Genomic DNA, 17224 nt, shown 5'->3' on the forward strand with positions numbered 1-17224 from the left:
GGCCCCGGACGCGGCACGGGGACGGAGGTGGGTGGGTGGACGCCCTGCGCATCGTCGAGGACGAGGTGCGCGAGACCCTGCGCCGCGGCACCGACCCCGACGTGCCCGTCCAGGACCTCGTGCGCGCCGCCGTGCGGAACTACGACCGGCGCTCCCTCGACGGGTCCCTGCCCCGGCTGCAGGACCCCGCCGGGGCGGTGAAGCGCCTCGTCGACGCGGTCTCCGGCTGGGGCCCGCTGCAGCAGTACTTCGACGACCCCCTGGTGGAGGAGATCTGGATCAACGAGCCGGGCAAGGTGTTCGTCGCCCGCGGCGGCGTGCCCGAGCTGACGACCACGATCCTGCGCGGCGAGCAGGTCGCCGACCTGGTGGAGCGGATGCTGGCGACCTCCGGCCGGCGTCTCGACGTCAGCTCCCCGTTCGTGGACGCCTCCCTGCCGGACGGCTCCCGCCTGCACGTCGTCATCCCCGACATCACGCGGGAGCACTGGGCGGTGAACATCCGCCGCTTCGTCGCCCGCGCGCGGCGCCTGGACGACCTCGTGGCCCTCGGCGCGATGCCCGCCCCCGTCGCCCGGTTCCTCGCCGCGGCCGTCGCCGCGGGGCTCAACGTCCTGGTGTCCGGGCAGACCCAGGCGGGCAAGACGACGCTGCTGAACTGTCTCGCCGCGGCGGTGCCCGCGCAGCAGCGGGTGATCACCTGCGAGGAGGTGTTCGAGCTGCAGGTGCCCCTGCGCGACGTGGTGGCGCTGCAGTGCCGGCAGCCCAACCTCGAGGGCGTGGGGGAGGTCCCGCTGCGCCGGCTCGTGAAGGAGGCGCTGCGCATGCGCCCGGACCGCATCCTCGTCGGCGAGGTGCGCCAGGCGGAGAGCCTGGACCTGCTGATCGCGCTGAACTCCGGCGTGCCGGGCATGTGCACCGTCCACGCCAACGGCGCGCGGGAGGCCGTGGCGAAGATGTGCACCCTGCCGCTGCTGGCGGGGGAGAACGTCTCCAGCCGGTTCGTGGTGCCGACCGTGGCCTCGGCGATCGACCTCGTCGTGCACGCGGAGCTGGCCCGGGACGGGCGCCGCCGGGTGCGCGAGGTGCTCGCCGTGACCGGCCGCGTCGAGGGCGACGTGGTGGAGACGAGCGAGATCTACGTGCGCGGGCGCGGTGCGGCGGGCGGGGAGCTCGTGCGCGGCCCGGGGTGGCCGCCGCACGCGGAGCGGTTCGCGGCGGCGGGCCTCGACCTGCGCGCGCTGCTCGCGGAGCCCGGGCCGCAGGTGTGGCCGGGAGCGGGTGCGGGGCCGGACGTGCCCTCCGGCGCGTGGGGCGCGGGGTGAGCGGCGTCCTGGTCGGGGCGCTGCTCGGCGCGGGGCTGTTCTGCGTGTGGTGGTCCTGCTGGCCCGCGCCGGTGCGGGCGGAGCGCCGCCCGCGGGAGCGGCGCGGCCGGCTGCGGGAGCTGCTGGCGGAGGCGGACCTGCACCCGGTGGCGCCGGCGGCGCTGCTCGGGGCGTGCGCCGTGTGCGGCACCGCGGGCCTGCTGGTGTCCGCGGTGGCCGGCGGGGTGTGGGCGGTCGCGGTGTGCTTCGGGGCGATGGCGGGCTGGGCACCCCTGGCGGCCGTGCGCTGGCGTGCGCGCTCGCGGCGGGTGCAGGTGCGGCAGCTGTGGCCCGACGTGGTCGACAACCTGGCGTCGGCGGTGCGGGCGGGGATGTCCCTGCCGGAGGCCGTGGCGGCGCTGGGGGAGCGGGGGCCGCGGGAGCTGCGCCCGGCGTTCACCCGGTTCGGGGTGCGCTACCGGGCCTCGGGGAGCTTCGAGGCGGAGCTGGACGTCCTCAAGGAGGAGCTGGCGGACCCGGTGGCGGACCGGCTGCTGGAGGCGCTGCGGCTGACGCGGCAGGTGGGCGGCGGTGACCTGGGCCGGCTGCTGCGGACGCTGGCGGCGTTCCTGCGCGACGACGCGCGGGTCCGCGGTGAGCTCCTGGCGCGGCAGAGCTGGACGGTGAACGGGGCGCGGCTGGCGGTGGCGGCCCCGTGGGTGGTGCTGGCGCTGCTGGCCACGCGGCCGGAGGCGCTGCGGGCGTACGACTCGGCGGCGGGCGCGGCGGTGCTGGGGGGTGGGGCGGCGGCGTCGCTGGTGGCGTACCGGCTGATGCTGCTGCTGGGCAGGCTGCCGCAGGAGCGGCGGGTGCTGCGGTGAGCGGGGCGCTGCTCGGGGCCGGGCTGGGCCTGGCCGCCGGGGTGGGCCTGTGGCTGGTGCTGGAGCGCTGCCCGTGGCGCCGCCGCCCGGGGCTGCAGGAGCGGATCGCCCCCTACGTGCCGGCCGTGCGGGGCGCTCACGTCCCGGCCGGCTCCCCGGCGGCGCTGCGTGCCCTGGGGCGGCTGCTGGCGCCGGTGCTGGCGGACGCGGCCGCGGCGGTGGAGCGGGCGCTGGGGGGCTCGGCGTCCGTGGCGCGCGCCCTCGACGCCCTGAGCCGCGGCACGACGACGGCGCAGTTCCGCGCCGAGCAGGTGCTGTGGGGGGTGGCGGGCGCGCTGGCGGGCGGCGCGGGGTGCGTCCTGGTGGGCGTGCAGCGCGGGTGGGCCCCGGTGCCGATGGCGCTGCTGCTGGTGCTGGCGGCGGCGGGCGGGGTGCTGGGCCGGGACTGGCTGCTGGGCTGGCGGGTGCGCAGGCGGCGGCAGCGGCTGCTGGCGGAGTTCCCGGCGGCGGCGGAGCTGCTCGCGCTGGCGGTGGCGGCGGGCGAGGGCCCGGCGGCGGCGCTGGAGCGGGTGGCCCGCACGTCCTCGGGCGTCGTGGCGCAGGAGCTGGGCCGGGTGCTGGGGGAGGTGCGCGCCGGTTCCTCGCTCGGCGTGGCGCTGGAGGCGTTCGCGGGGCGCAGCGAGCTGCCGGTGGTGGGGCGCTTCGTCGACGGGGTGGTGGTGTCGGTGGAGCGGGGGACGCCGCTGGCGGACGTGCTGCGGGCGCAGGCGCGGGACGTGCGCGAGGCGGGGCAGCGGGAGCTGGTGGAGGCGGGCGGGCGCCGGGAGGTCCTGATGCTCGTCCCGGTCGTGCTGCTGGTCCTGCCGGTGACGGTGGTGTTCGCGGTGTTCCCCGGGATGGCCGTGCTGCGGGTGGGCCCGTGAGCGGCGGTGCGGGGTGGAGGGTGCGTGCCGGGTGGTCCGGCCGCGGGGAGGAGCGCTCGGTGGGAGGGACTTCGGTGCACACGACTGCGATGGCGGAGGACTCGGTGGCAGGGGTCGTCGTGGCGGGGGCGGGGAGGTCCGCACGACGCCGGGGCGGCGGGATCGGCGCGCGGCCGGTGGCGTGGCTGTCGGTCACCGCGCTCGCCCTGGTGGCGTTCTGCTGCGCGGGGTCGCGGGAGCGGGCCGCGCGCGGCGGCGACCGGGGCGACGTGCCGGGCTGGGTGCTCGTCACGCTCATGACCGCCGGTCTGGTGGTGGGGCTGTGGGCCGTGGCCGGTCCGCGGCTGGAGGCGATGTTCACGGAGTCCATGGACCGGGTCCTCGCAGGGTCGTGAACGGCCGCGGGGCGGGTGAGGACGGCTCGGCGGTGGCGGAGTTCGCGGCCGTCGCGGCGCTGCTGACCCTGCTGTTCCTCCTCGTGGTGCAGGTCGCGCTCGTCCAGCACGTGCGGGCGACGGCCGTGGACTGCGCGTCGGAGGGGGCCCGGTTCGGCGCGCTGGCCGGTGGTTCGGCGGCGGCCGGTGCGGAGCGGGCGCGGCGGCTGCTGCGGCTGTCCCTGGCACCGCGGTACGCGCAGGACGTCAGCGCCCGTGTCGTGGAGGTGGGCGGGGTGCAGACCGTGCAGGTGCGGGTGCGCGCCCCGCTGCCGGTCCTCGGGCTCGTGGACGCGGGGCGCTCGCTGGACGTCCGGGGGCACGCGGTGCGCGAGGACGCGCTGCCGTGAGGCGGTCCGTTCCGGGCGAGGAGGAGGGCAGCGCGCCGGTGGAGTTCCTCGCCGTGGGGGTCCTGCTGCTCGTGCCGCTCCTGTACCTGGTGCTGTGCCTGGGACGGGTGCAGGCCGCGACGTTCGCGGCGGAGGGCGGTGCGCGGGAGGCGGCGCGGATCGTGGCGGCGACGGTGGACGGCGGGGCGGCCGAGGCGCGGGCCGCGGCCGCCGTGGCCCTGGCCGCGCGCGACCAGGGCTTCGACGTGGACGGTGCGCGGGTGCTGCGCCTGGAGTGCGCGGCCGAGCCGTGCGGGGCGCCGGGTGCGCTGGTGGCCGCCCGGGTGCGGCTGGACGTGGACCTGCCGCTGGTGCCGGCGTGGCTGGGCGCGAGGGTCCCGGCCCGGGTGCCGGTGGAGGTGGTGCGGGTGGCGGCGGTGGACCGGTTCGCGGCACCTGACGGGGACGAGCGGTGAGAGGACGAGCGGTGAGGGGGTGCGCGGTGGGGGACGGGCAGCGCGACGAGGGCCGGATCCTGCTCCTGTCGCTGGCGTACGCCCTCGTCGCGGCGTGCCTGGTGCTGACGGCCACGGCGGCCTCGGCGGTGCACCTGCAGCGCAAGCGCCTGCTGGCCGTGGCGGACGCCGCCGCCGCGGACGCCGCGGACGCGGTGGACCGGGCCGCCTACTACTCCCCGGACCGCTCCTCGGACGGCACGGGAGCGGCGCTGCCGCTGAGCGACGCCTCCGTGCGGGCTGCCGTGGCGGCGTACCTGGAGCGCTCGGGGGCGCGCTCGGAGGTGGTGGGCCTCGCGGTGGGCGCGGGAACGGGCACGCCGGACGGCCGCACGGCGGAGGTGGTGCTCCTGGCGCGGCTGGAGCCGCCGTGGTCGCACGCCGGGCCGGTGCGCCTGGGCGGGGTGGACGTGGAGGTGAGCAGCCGGGCGGTGGTGCGGCTGCGGTAGGCGGGCGGCGCCGGTGGGTACCGCGGGGCGCCGGTGGGTACCCCGGGAGCGTGCCGACCCGACGCCACGTCCTCACCGCCGCGGCCGCCGCCCTCGTGCCCGGTTGCGCCGGGCAGGAGGACCCGACCGGACCGCGCCCCGCACCGCAGACCGCTCCGGGGGCCGCTCCGGGGGCCGCTCCGGGGACCGCTCCGCAGGCCACGCCGCACCCGGCGGCGCTGCGAGCCCGCCCGCCCGGCACCCCGCCCGCCGGTGCGGCGCCGCAGCCGGGGGAGCGGCCGCTGGGCGTGGCTCCCCGACGGGACGCCGTCCTGCTCGTGCCGCCCGGCCTGCCCGCGGGACCCCTGCCGCTCGTCATCGCCCTGCACGGCTCCGGCGGGGACGCCGCGGGTGGCCTGGCGCCGCTGCGCCCGCTGGCCGAGGAGTTCGGCCTGCTGCTGCTGGCGCCCGCCTCCCGCGGCCCGACGTGGGACGCCGTCACCGGCGGGTACGGCCCCGACGTGGCACTGCTGGACCGTGCGCTGGAGCGGGTGTTCGCGACGGTGCCGGTCGACGCGGACCGGGTGGCGGTGGCGGGCTTCTCCGACGGCGGCTCGTACGCCCTGGGGCTCGGGCTGGCCAACGGTGCGCTGCTGCGGCGGGTGGTGGCGTTCTCCCCGGGTTTCGTGCCGCCCGCACCGGCCTCGGGGCGCCCGGCGGTGTTCGTGGCCCACGGCGACGACGACGACGTCCTGCCGGTGGAGGAGACGAGCCGGCGGATCGTGCCGCGGCTGCGGGAGGCCGGCTACGACGTGACGTACCGGGAGTTCGACGGCCCGCACGTCGTGCCGCTGGACGTCGCACGCGAGGCGCTGGAGTGGCTGCGGACGCCCAGGGGCTGAGCGGGCGGGTGGACGGTGCCCCGCGGAGCGCGACCGCAGACCCCGTCCCACGTCCGCGGCCGCAGACCACGCCTGACGTCCGCGGCCGCAGACCACGCCCCGCCGCTCGCGTAGGCTCGACGATCGTGGCAACAGACTTCCCCGCCGAGATCCACGCCCTGCGCCAGACGTACGCCTCCATCCGCGAGGTCTCCGACCTGGACCGGCTGCGCACGGAGATCGCCGACCTCAGCGACCAGGCCGCCGCCCCGGACCTGTGGGACGACGTCGAGCGCGCCCAGGGGGTCACGAGCCGGCTGTCCGGTCTGCAGGCGGAGCTGGACCGCATCGAGCGGATGGGCTCGCGCATCGACGACCTGGAGGTGCTCGTCGAGCTGGCGGAGTCCGAGGACGACGCCGACTCCCGCGAGGAGGCCGAGCGCGAGCTCGTGGCGGTGCGCAAGCAGCTCGGGGAGCTGGAGGTGCGCACCCTGCTCTCCGGGGAGTACGACCAGCGCGAGGCGCTGGTGACGATCCGCTCCGAGGCCGGCGGGGTGGACGCGGCGGACTTCGCCGAGATGCTGATGCGCATGTACCTGCGCTGGGCGGAGCGGCACGGCCACAAGGTCGAGGTGTACGACACCTCCTACGCGGAGGAGGCGGGCATCAAGTCCGCCACCTTCAAGATCGCCGCCCCGTACGCGTACGGCACCCTGTCGGTGGAGCAGGGCACCCACCGCCTGGTGCGCATCTCCCCGTTCGACAACCAGGGCCGGCGCCAGACGTCCTTCGCGGGCGTGGAGGTCCTGCCGGTGGTGGCCGAGACCGACCACATCGACGTCCCGGAGAACGAGGTCCGCGTCGACGTGTACCGCTCCTCGGGGCCGGGTGGGCAGTCGGTCAACACCACCGACTCCGCGGTGCGCCTGACCCACGTCCCCACCGGCATCGTGGTGACCTGCCAGAACGAGAAGTCGCAGCTGCAGAACAAGGCGGCGGCGATGCGCGTGCTGCAGGCGAAGCTGCTGGAGAGGGCCCGCCAGGACCGGCAGGCGGAGCTGGACGCCCTCAAGGGCGACGACTCCGGCAGCTGGGGCAACCAGATGCGCTCCTACGTCCTGCACCCGTACCAGATGGTCAAGGACCTGCGGACCAGCCACGAGGTCGGCAACACCTCGGGCGTCTTCGACGGGGAGATCGACGCCTTCCTGGAGTCGGGGATCCGCTGGCGCCGCTCCGGTGAGCGCGCCGGTGAGCGCGCCGGCGCGTGAGCGGGCGGCTCCTGCCCGGCCGGGACGGCGCTGCCACGGTCGGCTGTCCTGCGGGCACGGAACGTATGCTCGACGCACGGCCGGGAGTTCCGCAGCACCGACGTCCCGCACCCGAGACCGGCCGGACCCGACCTCAGTGATCACTTTCGAGCACGTCACCAAGCAGTACGGCGAGGGCCAGCGGCCCGCGCTGGCCGAGGTGACCCTGGAGGTCGCCAAGGGGGAGTTCGTCTTCCTCGTCGGACCGTCCGGCTCCGGGAAGTCGACCTTCCTGCGCCTGGTGCTCAAGGAGGAGAAGCCGTCCTCGGGCACGGTGCAGGTCGCCGGCCGCGACGTGGGGCGCCTGCGCAGCTGGAAGGTGCCGGCGCTGCGCCGCCAGATCGGGGTGGTGTTCCAGGACTTCCGGCTGCTCAACGACAAGACCGTCTACGAGAACGTGGCCTTCGCGCTGCAGGTGCTGGGCAAGCCGCGGCACACCATCGCCCAGACGGTGCCGGAGGTGCTGCAGCTCGTGGGCCTGGAGGGCAAGGGCCGGCGCCGCCCGAACGAGCTGTCCGGCGGTGAGCAGCAGCGCGTGGCGATCGCCCGGGCGTTCGTGAACCGGCCGGCGCTGCTGCTGGCGGACGAGCCCACGGGCAACCTGGACCCGGCCACCAGCATCGGGATCATGAAGCTGCTGGACCGCATCAACCGCACGGGCACCACCATCGTGATGGCGTCCCACGACGTGGACATCGTCGACCAGATGCGCAAGCGCGTCGTCGAGCTGGACGACGGCCGCGTGGTGCGCGACGAGGACCGGGGCGTCTACGGGTCCTCGCGCTGAGCACGCGGACGGGTCGTTCACACCAGGAGGGGAGAAGCGCGTGCGCCTCGGCTTCGTGCTGAGCGAGATGGGCATCGGGTTCCGGCGGAACCTCACCATGGCGATCTCGGTGGTCCTGGTGACCATGGTGTCGTTGTTCTTCTTCGGTGCCGGCCTGCTCGTGCAGAAGCAGGTCCAGATCCTCAAGGGCTTCTGGTACGACAAGGTGCAGGTGTCGGTCTTCCTGTGCGGTGAGGTCAGCACCGCCCCCACCTGCGCCGACGGCAGGGTGACCCTGCAGCAGCGGGAGGCGGTCCTCGCGGACCTGGAGTCCGGCGCGCTCGCCCCCCACGTCGACCGGGTCTGGTACGAGTCCTCGCAGGACGCCTACGACCGGCTGCTGGAGCAGTTCGAGGACTCCGAGTTCATCCGCAACGTGGAGCCGGACCAGCTGCCGGAGTCCTTCCGCGTGAAGCTGACCGACCCCACGAAGTACCAGGTCATCGCGGAGCACTTCCGGGGCACCGCGGGCGTGGACTCCGTGCAGGACCTGCACGCCGTCTTCGCCCCGCTGTTCCGGGCGCTGGACGCGGCGACCTACGTGGCGCTGGTCCTGGCGGGGCTGATGCTGCTGTGCGCGGTGCTGCTGGTGTCCACGACGATCCGGCTGACGGCGTTCAGCCGCCGCCGCGAGATCGGGATCATGAGGCTGGTGGGCGCCTCGCGCCTCTTCATCCAGCTCCCGTTCGTGCTGGAGGGGGTGGTCGCCACCGCCCTGGGGGCCGCGCTGGCCTCGGGGGCGCTGTGGGCGATCGCGGAGCAGGGCCTGGGGCAGCTGGGCAGCGACGGCCAGCCGCAGACGCGGCTGGTGGGGACCGCCGAGGTCCTGGAGACGCTGCCGTACCTGTTCGGCCTCGGGATGGCGGTGGCGGTGCTGGCCTCGCTGGTCAGCCTGCACCGCTGGCTGCGCATCTGAGGTCCGCCTCCCGGGTGCGCCCGGGGGGCCGCGCGGGAATCGGCGGGACGCGGCGTGCGCTGCCTCGTACAGTGACACGCTCGGGCACAGGCCCGGGGACACGCTTTCGAGAACACGCCGGCCCGCCCACCGCGGCCGTGCTCCGACCCGGGAGGGGTGCGCCGTGCCGCGCGAGACCGGCCGCAAGGTGATCGCCAGCAACCGCAAGGCGCGGCACGACTACCACATCGAGGACGTCTACGAGGCGGGCCTCGCCCTCATGGGCACCGAGGTGAAGGCGCTGCGCATGGGCCGCGCGTCCCTGGTCGACGGCTTCGCCAGCCTGCAGGGCGGGGAGATGTGGCTGGAGGGCGTGCACATCCCCGAGTACGTCCAGGGCACCTGGACGAACCACACGCCGCGCCGCAAGCGCAAGCTCCTGCTGCACAAGGAGGAGATCGAGCGCTGGGCGGGCAAGCTGCGCGAGTCGGGCCTGACGGTGGTGCCGCTGTCGCTGTACTTCTCCGACGGCAGGGTGAAGGTCGAGCTGGCGCTGGCCCGGGGCAAGAAGCTCTACGACAAGCGCCACGCGCTGCGGGAGCGGCAGGACAACCGCGAGGCCCAGCGGGCGATGTCCCTGCGCCGGCACCGGGAATGACGAGCGGGCCGGGCGCGTTGTGACGTATGCTCGATCCCCCGCACCCATGGGCGCGGGTTGACAACACCACAGGGGATGACAGGTTTCGACGTCGGTCGTCGAAGCAGGGGAAGCGGGTCGAGGACGCACGGTTATCTCGTCAACGCTCCGTGCAAACCAATAGGTGCCGATTCCAAGCGCACCGACTTCGCCCTCGCCGCCTGAGCGAGTGTGAGTCCGTCAGCCCGGGTTCGCCTCCGCCCCGGGTCCTGGCGTCGACTAGGAGGCTCACCTCCCACCGAGGTCGCGTAGGTGGGCGGGACATCTCGCGTGACTGGGCCTGGCCACGACTCGCCTGTGTGATCGTGGGGGCCGAGTAGACCAGTAGCAGGCTGCACCCGGAGAAGCCCTGTATCCACGCCGACGGACGCGGGTTCGATTCCCGCCATCTCCACACCCCGACGAGGGCCCGGCCACCACTGGTGGCCGGGCCCTCCGTCGTGTCCGGGCACCGGTCCTCCGCCCGCGGTTGTCGATGCGCGTGCATCAGTTGACCGTCGTAGCATCTCCGCGTGAGCCACCTCTTCAGCCCCCTGACGCTGCGCGGCACCACCTTCTCCTCCCGCGTCTGGGTCTCCCCGATGTGCCAGTACTCCTGCGACCCCGTCGCCGCACCGGGGGTGCCGCACGACTGGCACCTGGCGCACCTGGCCTCCTTCGCGGTGGGGGGCGCGTCCCTCGTCCTGACCGAGGCCGCCGCCGTCCTCCCCGAGGGGCGCATCAGCCCCGAGGACGCGGGCATCTGGAACGACGAGCAGGCGCAGGCGTGGGCGCGCATCGTGCGCCTCCTGCACGCCCAGGGCGCCGCGGCCGGGGTGCAGCTCGCCCACGCCGGGCGCAAGGCGAGCACCCACCGGCCCTGGTCGCCGGTGCAGGGCAGCGTGCCGGCCGGGGAGGGCGGCTGGGAGACCGTCGCCCCCAGCGCCGTGCCCTTCGGCGACCACGCCACCCCCCGCGAGCTCGACGCCGCCGGCATCGCCGCCGTCGTGGACGCCTTCGCCGCCGCCGCCCGCCGCGCCGACGCCGCCGGCTTCGACGTCGTCGAGGTGCACGCCGCCCACGGCTACCTGCTGCACCAGTTCCTCTCCCCGCTGTCCAACCGCCGCACCGACGCCTGGGGCGGGGACTTCGCCGGGCGCACCCGCCTGCTGCTCGAGGTCGTCGACGCGGTCCGGGCCTCCTGGCCGCAGGACAAGCCGGTGTTCGTGCGGCTGTCCACCACCGAGTGGACCGACGGCGGCTGGGACGTGGACGACAGCGTGCGGCTGGCGCGCCTCCTGGCCGGGCACGGCGTGGACCTCGTGGACTGCTCCACCGGCGGCAACGTGCCCGCCGCGCGCATCCCCACCGGCCCCGGCTACCAGGTGCCGATGGCGGCGCGCCTGCGCTCCGAGGCCGGCCTCCCCGTCGGCGCCGTGGGCATGATCGTCGAGCCGGCGCAGGCGGAGCACCTGCTGCTCACCGGGCAGGCCGACGCGGTGCTGCTGGGCCGGAGCCTGCTGGCCGACCCCCGCTGGCCGCAGCGCGCCGCCGCCGCGCTGGGCGAGCAGCTGCCCTGGCCGGCGCAGTACCTGCGCGCCGCACCCGGCGCGCGCACGGCCCAGCGACCGCGCGCCTGACGGGCCCGGATCCAGAGGTGCTGGGGGGCCGACCGCGGGGCATCATGGCTCCATGACCAGCGGCCTGACCGGCAAGCTCCTGCTGGCGACGCCTGCGCTGAAGGACCCGAACTTCCACCGGGCCGTCGTCCTCGTGCTCAACCACGACGAGGACGGGGCGCTCGGCGTGGTGGTCAACCGTCCGCTCAACGTCGACGTCGCCGCGGTGCTGCCCGGCTGGCAGCCGTTCACGACGGCCCCGGGGAAGCTCTACCAGGGCGGCCCCGTCGCGCTGGACTCCGCGCTGGGGCTGGTGGCCGTGCCGGGGGACCGCCCGGAGCCGCTGGGGGTGCGCAAGGTCTTCGGGTCCGTGGGGCTCGGCTCGGTCGGGCTCGTGGACCTCGACGCGCCGCCGGAGGTCGTGGCCGCGGAGCTGGCCGGCCTGCGCATCTTCGCCGGGTACGCCGGCTGGTCCGCCTCCCAGCTCGAGGAGGAGATCGCCGAGGGCTCGTGGTTCGTCCTGCCCGCCGAGTCCCGCGACCCCTTCACGGACGAGCCCGGCAGGCTGTGGTCGGACGTCCTGCGGCGCCAGGGTGGGGACCTCGCCCTCGTCGCGAGCTTCCCCGAGGACCCCTCCCTCAACTGACCCGCGCTCCCCGCCCCGGCGCACCGCCACGACGTCCGGCACCGCGCCGGCGCGTACGATCGGGCGCCATGAGCACGCCCTTACCCGACGAGCCGTCGCCGCTGTCGTCGCCGTCCGCCGCGCCGTCGACCACCTCGGTGCTGGACCGCGAGACCCTGCCCGACGAGCGCGTCGAGCCGGGCGACCACGAGCGCTTCGCGCACTACGTGCGCAAGGAGAAGATCCTGGAGTCCGCCCTGACCGGCGAGCCAGTGATCGCGCTGTGCGGGAAGGTGTGGGTGCCCGGCCGGGACCCGAACCGCTTCCCGGTGTGCCCGACGTGCAAGGAGATCTACCAGGGGCTGCGCCCGCCGGAGGACGGCGGGGAGTAGGGCGCCTGCGCCGTCGTGGCTCCCGGCGTCCGCCTGCGCCGTCGTGGCTCCCGGCGTCCGCCTTCGGCTTCGGCTACGGTGGCCGGACCGTGAGCACCGCCCTTCCCGAACCCCGCCCTGCCCCGGGTGACGCGCGCCCGCTGCGGGCGTGGCAGCGCGCCGCCCTGGAGGCCTACTTCGACCCCGCGCGCGGGGACGGCTCGGACTTCCTCGTCACGGCCACGCCGGGGGCGGGCAAGACGACGTTCGCGCTGACCCTGGCGCGGCGCCTGCTGGAGCAGCGTCGCGTCGACCGGGTCGTCGTGGTCGCCCCCACCGACCACCTGCGCACCCAGTGGGCCGACGCCGCGCACCGCGCCGGCATCCAGCTGGACCCGACGATGAGCAACGCCGTCGGCCCGGTCCGCCCCGACGTGCAGGGCTACGTCACCACGTACGCCCAGGTCGCGGGGCACCCGATGCTGCACCGGGCCCGCTCCACCGCCAAGCGCTCGCTGGTGGTCCTCGACGAGATCCACCACGCCGGGGACGGGCTGTCGTGGGGTGAGGCGGTGCGCGAGGCGTTCGCCGACACCCGCCGGCGCCTGTCGCTGACCGGGACGCCGTTCCGCACCAAGGCCGACGAGCGCATCCCGTTCGTCTCCTACGTCGAGGACGACTCCCCGGAGTCCGAGGGGGCCCTGTGCTCCCGCGCGGACTACACCTACGGCTACCGCGAGGCCCTCGCCGACGGTGTCGTGCGCCCCGTCGTGTTCGCCGCGTACACGGGCACCTCCCGCTGGCGCAACAGCGCCGGGGAGGTCATCGCCGCATCCCTGACGGAGCCGTCGACGAAGTCCGTGGAGGCCCTGGCCTGGCGCACGGCGCTGGACCCGCGCGGGGACTGGGTGCCGCACGTCATCGCCGCGATGGACGAGCGCCTCACCCACCTGCGCGAGTACGGCATGCACGACGCGGGCGGGCTCGTGCTGGCCTCCGACCAGGACGACGCGCGGGCCTACGCGAAGATCGTGCAGCGGGTCACGGGGGAGAAGCCCGTGCTGATCCTGTCCGACGACCCCAAGGCCTCCGCGAAGATCAAGGAGTTCGCGGCGGGCGACCAGCGCTTCGCCGTCTGCGTGCGCATGGTCTCCGAGGGCGTGGACGTCCCCCGCGCCGCGTGCCTGGCGTGGATGACGTCGTACCGCACGCCGCTGTTCTTCGCCCAGGCCGTCGGCCGCGTCGTGCGCGCCCGCGCCCGCGGGGAGTCCGCGACGGTGTTCCTGCCCGCCGTGCGCCCCCTGCTCGCCCTGGCCGCGGAGCTGGAGAGCGACCGCAACCACGTCATCGCCCCGCCGAGGTCCGGTGAGGCGCTGCCCGACCCCGGGGAGCTGGACGCCCTGCCGGTGGAGCGCCGCGAGGGCGGGCCGGGGGAGTTCGAGGCGCTGGACGCGCAGGCGGAGTTCGCGCACGTCCTGCACGGCGGCCGGGCCGTCACCGCGGTCGGCTCCTCCGTCGTCGAGCTGGACGAGTCGGCGGAGGACTACCTGGGGCTGCCGGGGCTGCTGTCGCCGGAGCAGACCGCCGCGCTGCTCTCCCAGCGCGACGAGGAGATCCGCCGGCGCACCAGCCGCGCGGAGCAGCCCGCCCTCGACCTCGCCGGGGCCGCCGAGGCGGAGCAGCAGCCGGTGGAGGAGGACGCCACCTGGCACACCGCCGCGCTGCTGCGCAAGGAGATCCACGGCCTCGTCGGGCAGGTCGCGGCCCGCCGGCAGATGCCGCACGCCTCCGTCTACGCCAAGCTCCGCGGCGCGGTGCCGGGCCCGCCGTCCGCCTCGGCGCCCGTGGAGCTGCTGCGCCGCCGCCGCGACCACCTGCTGACCCTGGTGTGAGGGCCGCCGTGCCCCTGCTGGTGGTGCGCACGTTCGTGCGCGCGGACGTGGAGGCCGTGTTCGACCTCGCCCTGGACCTCGACGTGGAGGTCGCCGCGGGACGGCGGCTGGGGATCCGGGCGGTGGCCGGGCGCACGAGCGGGCGGATCGGCCTGGGGGAGCGCGTGCGCTGGGAGGGGCGGCTCCTCGGGCTGCTGCCCGTCTCCCACACCTCCGAGATCGTGGTGCTGGAGCGCCCGGGGCTGTTCGTCGACGAGATGCGCGCAGGCCTCTTCGCCCGGTACCGCCACGAGCACCGCTTCGAGGTGGAGGGCCCGGGCGGCACGATCATGACGGACCGGGTGTCCTGGCGCAGCCCGCTGGGCCCCCTGGGCTTCCTCGCGGACGCCGCGTACGTGCGCCGCACCCTGCTGGCGCTGCTCGCCGCCCGCAACGAGGAGATCGTCCGGCGCGCGGAGCGGCGCCCGTGAGCCGCGCGCCCGCGGCCGGTGGGCCGGTCGCCGGGCCACGTGCCGGCGCGTGGCATCCTGCACAGCCATGAGCACCCCGGCAGGCTGGTACCCCGATCCCTCCGCGTCCGGGCGGCTGCGCTGGTGGGACGGGGCGGCGTGGACGGAGCACACCCACGAGGACCGGCCGCAGGCGGTGGGCGTGCGGGCCGGGGCGGCGCACGACCCCTACGCCCCGCCGACCGGCGGGAAGGTGCCGGCCGGGCGCCTGGAGCCGGTGGGCCGGGCGAGCGCGACCCCGGACGGGCAGGTGCTCGCGGCGCTGTGGCGCCGGCTGCTGGCCCGCCTCCTCGACGCGCTCGTCCTGACCGTGCTCAGCGGTCTGGCCGGGTACGGGTACGTGCAGCGGCTGTGGACGCTCACCGAGCAGTACATGCGCGAGTCGCTCGCGGCGGCGCAGGCGGGCCGGCCCGCCCCCTCCAGCTTCCGGCTGGTGACCGACCCCGCGTACCAGGAGATCGCGCTGGGCCTGCTGCCGATCATGCTGGTGGTCTCGGGTGCCTACGTCGTCCTGATGCTGCGCTACTTCGGCGCGACGCTGGGCAAGCTGGCCCTCGGCATCCGGGTGCGCGCCTGGGACCGCCCCGGCCTGCCCACGTGGCGGGAGGCGATCCAGCGCTGGATGATGTCGGACCTGATGGGCAACATGCCGACGTTCGGGCTGCTGTACCGGGTGGTGGACTACCTGTGGCCGCTGTGGGACAGGCGCCGGCAGGCCCTGCACGACAAGTGGCCCGGGACCGTCGTCGTGCGGGGGCGCCGGCCGGCACCCCCGGCCTAGTCCTCCACGAGCCGCACGCCCGCCGCGCGCAGCTGCGCCACCGCCGCCTCCGTCGTGGCGGGCGAGACCCCCGCGGTGAGCCCGAGCAGCACCGTCGTCGCGAAACCCTCCCGCGCCGCGTCCAGGGCCGTGGCGCGCACGCAGTGGTCGGTGGCGATGCCCACGACGTGGACCTGCTCCACCTCCCGCTCCCGCAGCCAGTCCGCCAGCCCCGTCGCGAGCTCCCCGCCCTCGGGGTCCAGGCGCGTCGTGGTGCCCTCGAAGCCGGAGTACGCCGCGGCGTACTGCCCCTTGCGGAACACCGCCTCCACGCGCCGGGTGTCCAGCGCCGGGTGCAGCAGCGCGCCGTAGCTGCCCGCGCGGCAGTGCACCGGCCAGGTGTCCACGAAGTCGGGGGTGTCGGAGAAGTGCCCGCCCGGGTCGATGTGGAAGTCCTGCGTGGCCACGACGTGGTCGTAGTGCAGCTCGCCGCGCGCCAGGAGCTGGCTGACGGAGGCCGCGACCTCCGCGCCCCCGGCGACGGCCAGCGAGCCGCCCTCGCAGAAGTCGTTCTGCACGTCCACGACGACCAGGGCGCGCCTGCTCACGACGGGGTCCTCTCCTGCTGGGGAGCTGCCGGCGGCAGCACGGTGGTGGGGACGGCGGGCTCCCCCTTCGACAGCGCCAGGCCGTCCCACGGCAGGGTGACCAGCGCCCGGCGCAGGTGCTCGCGGGAGCCGGCCAGGTCGGGCAGGCCCGCCACCCGCCGCCCGCCGCGCACCAGCGGCACCTGCAGCGCGACGTCACCGGGCTCGGGGTCGGGCGCGCGGCCCACCGCCAGGACCTCCTCGGTGGCCGTCCCGGTGGGCCGGTGCCGCCGCACCGCGTGCTTGCGCCCGCCCTGGGTGGTCTTCGACGTCGAGCGCTTCGCCACGGGGCGGCCCTCCACCTCGACCAGCTTGTAGACGAGCCCGGCCGTGGGGGCGCCGGAGCCCACGACGAGGGCGGTGCCGAGCCCGTAGCCGTCGACGGGGACGGCGGCCAGCGCCGCGAGGGCGAACTCGTCGAGGTCGCCGGAGACGACGATGCGGGTGCCGGTGGCCCCGAGGGAGTCCAGCTGCCGCCGGGCCTGCACGGCGAGCACCCCGAGGTCCCCGGAGTCGATGCGCACGGCACCCAGCCCCGGCCCGGCCACCTCGACGGCCGTGGCGATGCCCCGGGTGATGTCGTAGGTGTCGACGAGCAGGGTGGTGCCCGCGCCCAGGGCCGCGACCTGGGAGGCGAAGGCGTCGCGCTCGGAGTCGTGCAGCAGGGTGAAGGCGTGCGCGGCGGTGCCCGCGGTGGGGATGCCCCAGCGGCGGCCCGCCTCCAGGTTGGAGGTGGAGGTGAACCCGGCCAGCCACGCGGCCCGCGAGCAGGCCAGCGCCGCGTCCTCGTGGGTGCGCCGCGAGCCCATCTCGATGAGGGGCCGGCCCCCGGCGGCGGTCACCATGCGCGCCGCCGCGGCGGCCACCGCGCAGTCGTGGTTGAGGACGGAGAGCACGAGCGTCTCCAGGACGACGGCCTCGGCGAAGGTGCCGGTGACGGTCAGCAGCGGCGAGTGCGGGAAGTACACCTCCCCCTCGGGGTAGCCGTCGACGTCGCCCGTGAAGCGGTATCCCGCGAGCCACTCCAGGGTCGCGGCGTCCACCACGCCGCGCTCCCGCAGGCAGCCCAGCACCTCCTCGTCGAAGCGGAACGCCTCGAGGGCGTCGAGCAGGCGGCCGGTGCCGGCCACGACGCCGTAGCGGCGGCCCTCGGGCAGGCGGCGGGCGAACACCTCGAACGTGCAGGCCCGCCCGCCGGTGCCGTCGCGCAGCGCCGCCTGGAGCATCGTCAGCTCGTAGTGGTCGGTGAACAGGGCGGTGCTGTGCGCGGGGCGGGTGGGCCCGCAGGCGAGCAGCCCCGGTGCGGGCGGGGGCTCGGAGGGGGGGAGGACCGTCACGGCCGCCAGCCTAGGTCCCGCGTCCCGGCCGCCGCCGGATCGCGCTCCGGCGCGCGCCTACG

20 protein-coding genes and 1 other RNA gene are annotated in these 17224 nt (G+C 76.0%); 19 read left to right on the forward strand and 2 right to left on the reverse strand.

Features of this window, described 5'->3' with window-relative positions:
- Positions 1–35 precede the first annotated feature (35 nt).
- From ACYQBY_RS19895 to ACYQBY_RS19985, 19 genes are all read left to right on the forward strand, one after another.
- Positions 36–1325 carry a CpaF family protein gene (locus ACYQBY_RS19895; protein WP_459645636.1) on the forward strand — a complete coding sequence of 430 codons (1290 nt, stop codon included), beginning with the start codon at positions 36–38 and terminating at the stop codon, positions 1323–1325.
- On the forward strand, positions 1322–2185 hold the full coding sequence (locus tag ACYQBY_RS19900; protein ID WP_459645637.1) for a type II secretion system F family protein: 864 nt from the start codon (positions 1322–1324) through the stop codon (positions 2183–2185). The genes ACYQBY_RS19895 and ACYQBY_RS19900 overlap by 4 nt, the downstream gene beginning before the upstream one ends.
- Positions 2182–3108 (forward strand): type II secretion system F family protein, encoded by a 927-nt coding sequence (locus ACYQBY_RS19905; RefSeq protein WP_459645638.1) that lies wholly within the window; start codon positions 2182–2184, stop codon positions 3106–3108. The genes ACYQBY_RS19900 and ACYQBY_RS19905 overlap by 4 nt, the downstream gene beginning before the upstream one ends.
- 74 nt (positions 3109–3182) lie before the next feature.
- Positions 3183–3503: a hypothetical protein gene (locus tag ACYQBY_RS19910; RefSeq protein WP_459645639.1), complete on the forward strand. Its 321-nt coding sequence runs from the start codon at positions 3183–3185 to the stop codon at positions 3501–3503.
- Positions 3500–3892: a TadE/TadG family type IV pilus assembly protein gene (locus ACYQBY_RS19915; RefSeq protein ID WP_459645640.1), complete on the forward strand. Its 393-nt coding sequence runs from the start codon at positions 3500–3502 to the stop codon at positions 3890–3892. The genes ACYQBY_RS19910 and ACYQBY_RS19915 overlap by 4 nt, the downstream gene beginning before the upstream one ends.
- A complete protein-coding gene (locus tag ACYQBY_RS19920; protein ID WP_459645641.1) occupies positions 3889–4347 on the forward strand; it encodes a pilus assembly protein in 459 nt (152 codons plus the stop codon). The genes ACYQBY_RS19915 and ACYQBY_RS19920 overlap by 4 nt, the downstream gene beginning before the upstream one ends.
- Positions 4348–4358: 11 nt before the next feature.
- Complete coding sequence (locus ACYQBY_RS19925) at positions 4359–4835, forward strand: pilus assembly protein TadG-related protein (protein ID WP_459645642.1); 477 nt, start codon at positions 4359–4361, stop codon at positions 4833–4835.
- Between the two features lie 50 nt (positions 4836–4885).
- On the forward strand, positions 4886–5716 hold the full coding sequence (locus ACYQBY_RS19930) for an alpha/beta hydrolase (RefSeq protein WP_459645643.1): 831 nt from the start codon (positions 4886–4888) through the stop codon (positions 5714–5716).
- Positions 5717–5841: 125 nt separating this feature from the next.
- Positions 5842–6966 carry a peptide chain release factor 2 gene (gene prfB, locus ACYQBY_RS19935; protein ID WP_459645644.1) on the forward strand — a complete coding sequence of 375 codons (1125 nt, stop codon included), beginning with the start codon at positions 5842–5844 and terminating at the stop codon, positions 6964–6966.
- 136 nt (positions 6967–7102) lie between these two features.
- The gene (gene ftsE / locus ACYQBY_RS19940; RefSeq protein WP_459645645.1) at positions 7103–7792 is read left to right on the forward strand and encodes a cell division ATP-binding protein FtsE; all 690 of its coding nucleotides are present in this window, start codon (positions 7103–7105) and stop codon (positions 7790–7792) included.
- A gap of 40 nt (positions 7793–7832) precedes the next feature.
- Entirely contained in the window at positions 7833–8747 is a 915-nt protein-coding gene (gene ftsX, locus ACYQBY_RS19945) for a permease-like cell division protein FtsX (RefSeq protein WP_459645646.1), read from the forward strand.
- 163 nt (positions 8748–8910) lie between these two features.
- Entirely contained in the window at positions 8911–9384 is a 474-nt protein-coding gene (smpB, locus tag ACYQBY_RS19950; RefSeq protein WP_459645647.1) for an SsrA-binding protein SmpB, read from the forward strand.
- 71 nt (positions 9385–9455) lie between these two features.
- Positions 9456–9820, forward strand: a transfer-messenger RNA (tmRNA) gene (ssrA, locus tag ACYQBY_RS19955).
- A 115-nt stretch (positions 9821–9935) separates the two neighbouring features.
- Positions 9936–11042, forward strand: coding sequence for an NADH:flavin oxidoreductase/NADH oxidase (locus ACYQBY_RS19960; protein ID WP_459645648.1), 1107 nt, complete (start codon positions 9936–9938; stop codon positions 11040–11042).
- A 52-nt stretch (positions 11043–11094) separates the two neighbouring features.
- Positions 11095–11667: a YqgE/AlgH family protein gene (locus ACYQBY_RS19965; RefSeq protein ID WP_459645649.1), complete on the forward strand. Its 573-nt coding sequence runs from the start codon at positions 11095–11097 to the stop codon at positions 11665–11667.
- A 68-nt stretch (positions 11668–11735) separates the two neighbouring features.
- Positions 11736–12038, forward strand: coding sequence for a DUF3039 domain-containing protein (locus ACYQBY_RS19970; protein ID WP_459645650.1), 303 nt, complete (start codon positions 11736–11738; stop codon positions 12036–12038).
- 89 nt (positions 12039–12127) lie between these two features.
- Complete coding sequence (locus ACYQBY_RS19975; protein WP_459645651.1) at positions 12128–13909, forward strand: DEAD/DEAH box helicase; 1782 nt, start codon at positions 12128–12130, stop codon at positions 13907–13909.
- A gap of 8 nt (positions 13910–13917) precedes the next feature.
- Positions 13918–14379 carry an SRPBCC family protein gene (locus ACYQBY_RS19980; RefSeq protein ID WP_459645652.1) on the forward strand — a complete coding sequence of 154 codons (462 nt, stop codon included), beginning with the start codon at positions 13918–13920 and terminating at the stop codon, positions 14377–14379.
- Between the two features lie 67 nt (positions 14380–14446).
- Positions 14447–15199: an RDD family protein gene (locus tag ACYQBY_RS19985; protein WP_459645653.1), complete on the forward strand. Its 753-nt coding sequence runs from the start codon at positions 14447–14449 to the stop codon at positions 15197–15199.
- Here ACYQBY_RS19985 and ACYQBY_RS19990 read toward each other — a convergent pair.
- Positions 15196–15786 (reverse strand): isochorismatase family protein, encoded by a 591-nt coding sequence (locus ACYQBY_RS19990; RefSeq protein ID WP_459645654.1) that lies wholly within the window; start codon positions 15784–15786, stop codon positions 15196–15198. The two genes, ACYQBY_RS19985 and ACYQBY_RS19990, sit on opposite strands and share 4 nt — an antisense overlap.
- A complete protein-coding gene (locus ACYQBY_RS19995; protein WP_459645685.1) occupies positions 15783–17051 on the reverse strand; it encodes a nicotinate phosphoribosyltransferase in 1269 nt (422 codons plus the stop codon). The genes ACYQBY_RS19990 and ACYQBY_RS19995 overlap by 4 nt, the downstream gene beginning before the upstream one ends.
- Positions 17052–17224: the final 173 nt, after the last annotated feature.

The sequence above is a fragment of the Kineococcus anabasis genome (genome assembly GCF_054590795.1).

Coding starts and splice junctions, on each gene's coding strand:
- ACYQBY_RS19965 (WP_459645649.1), top strand. CDS start 11,095: ATGACCAGCGGCCTGACCGGCAAGCTCCTGCTGGCGACGCCTGCGCTG.
- ACYQBY_RS19995 (WP_459645685.1), bottom strand. CDS start 17,051: ATGCTCCAGGCGGCGCTGCGCGACGGCACCGGCGGGCGGGCCTGCACG.
- ACYQBY_RS19970 (WP_459645650.1), top strand. CDS start 11,736: ATGAGCACGCCCTTACCCGACGAGCCGTCGCCGCTGTCGTCGCCGTCC.
- ACYQBY_RS19985 (WP_459645653.1), top strand. CDS start 14,447: ATGAGCACCCCGGCAGGCTGGTACCCCGATCCCTCCGCGTCCGGGCGG.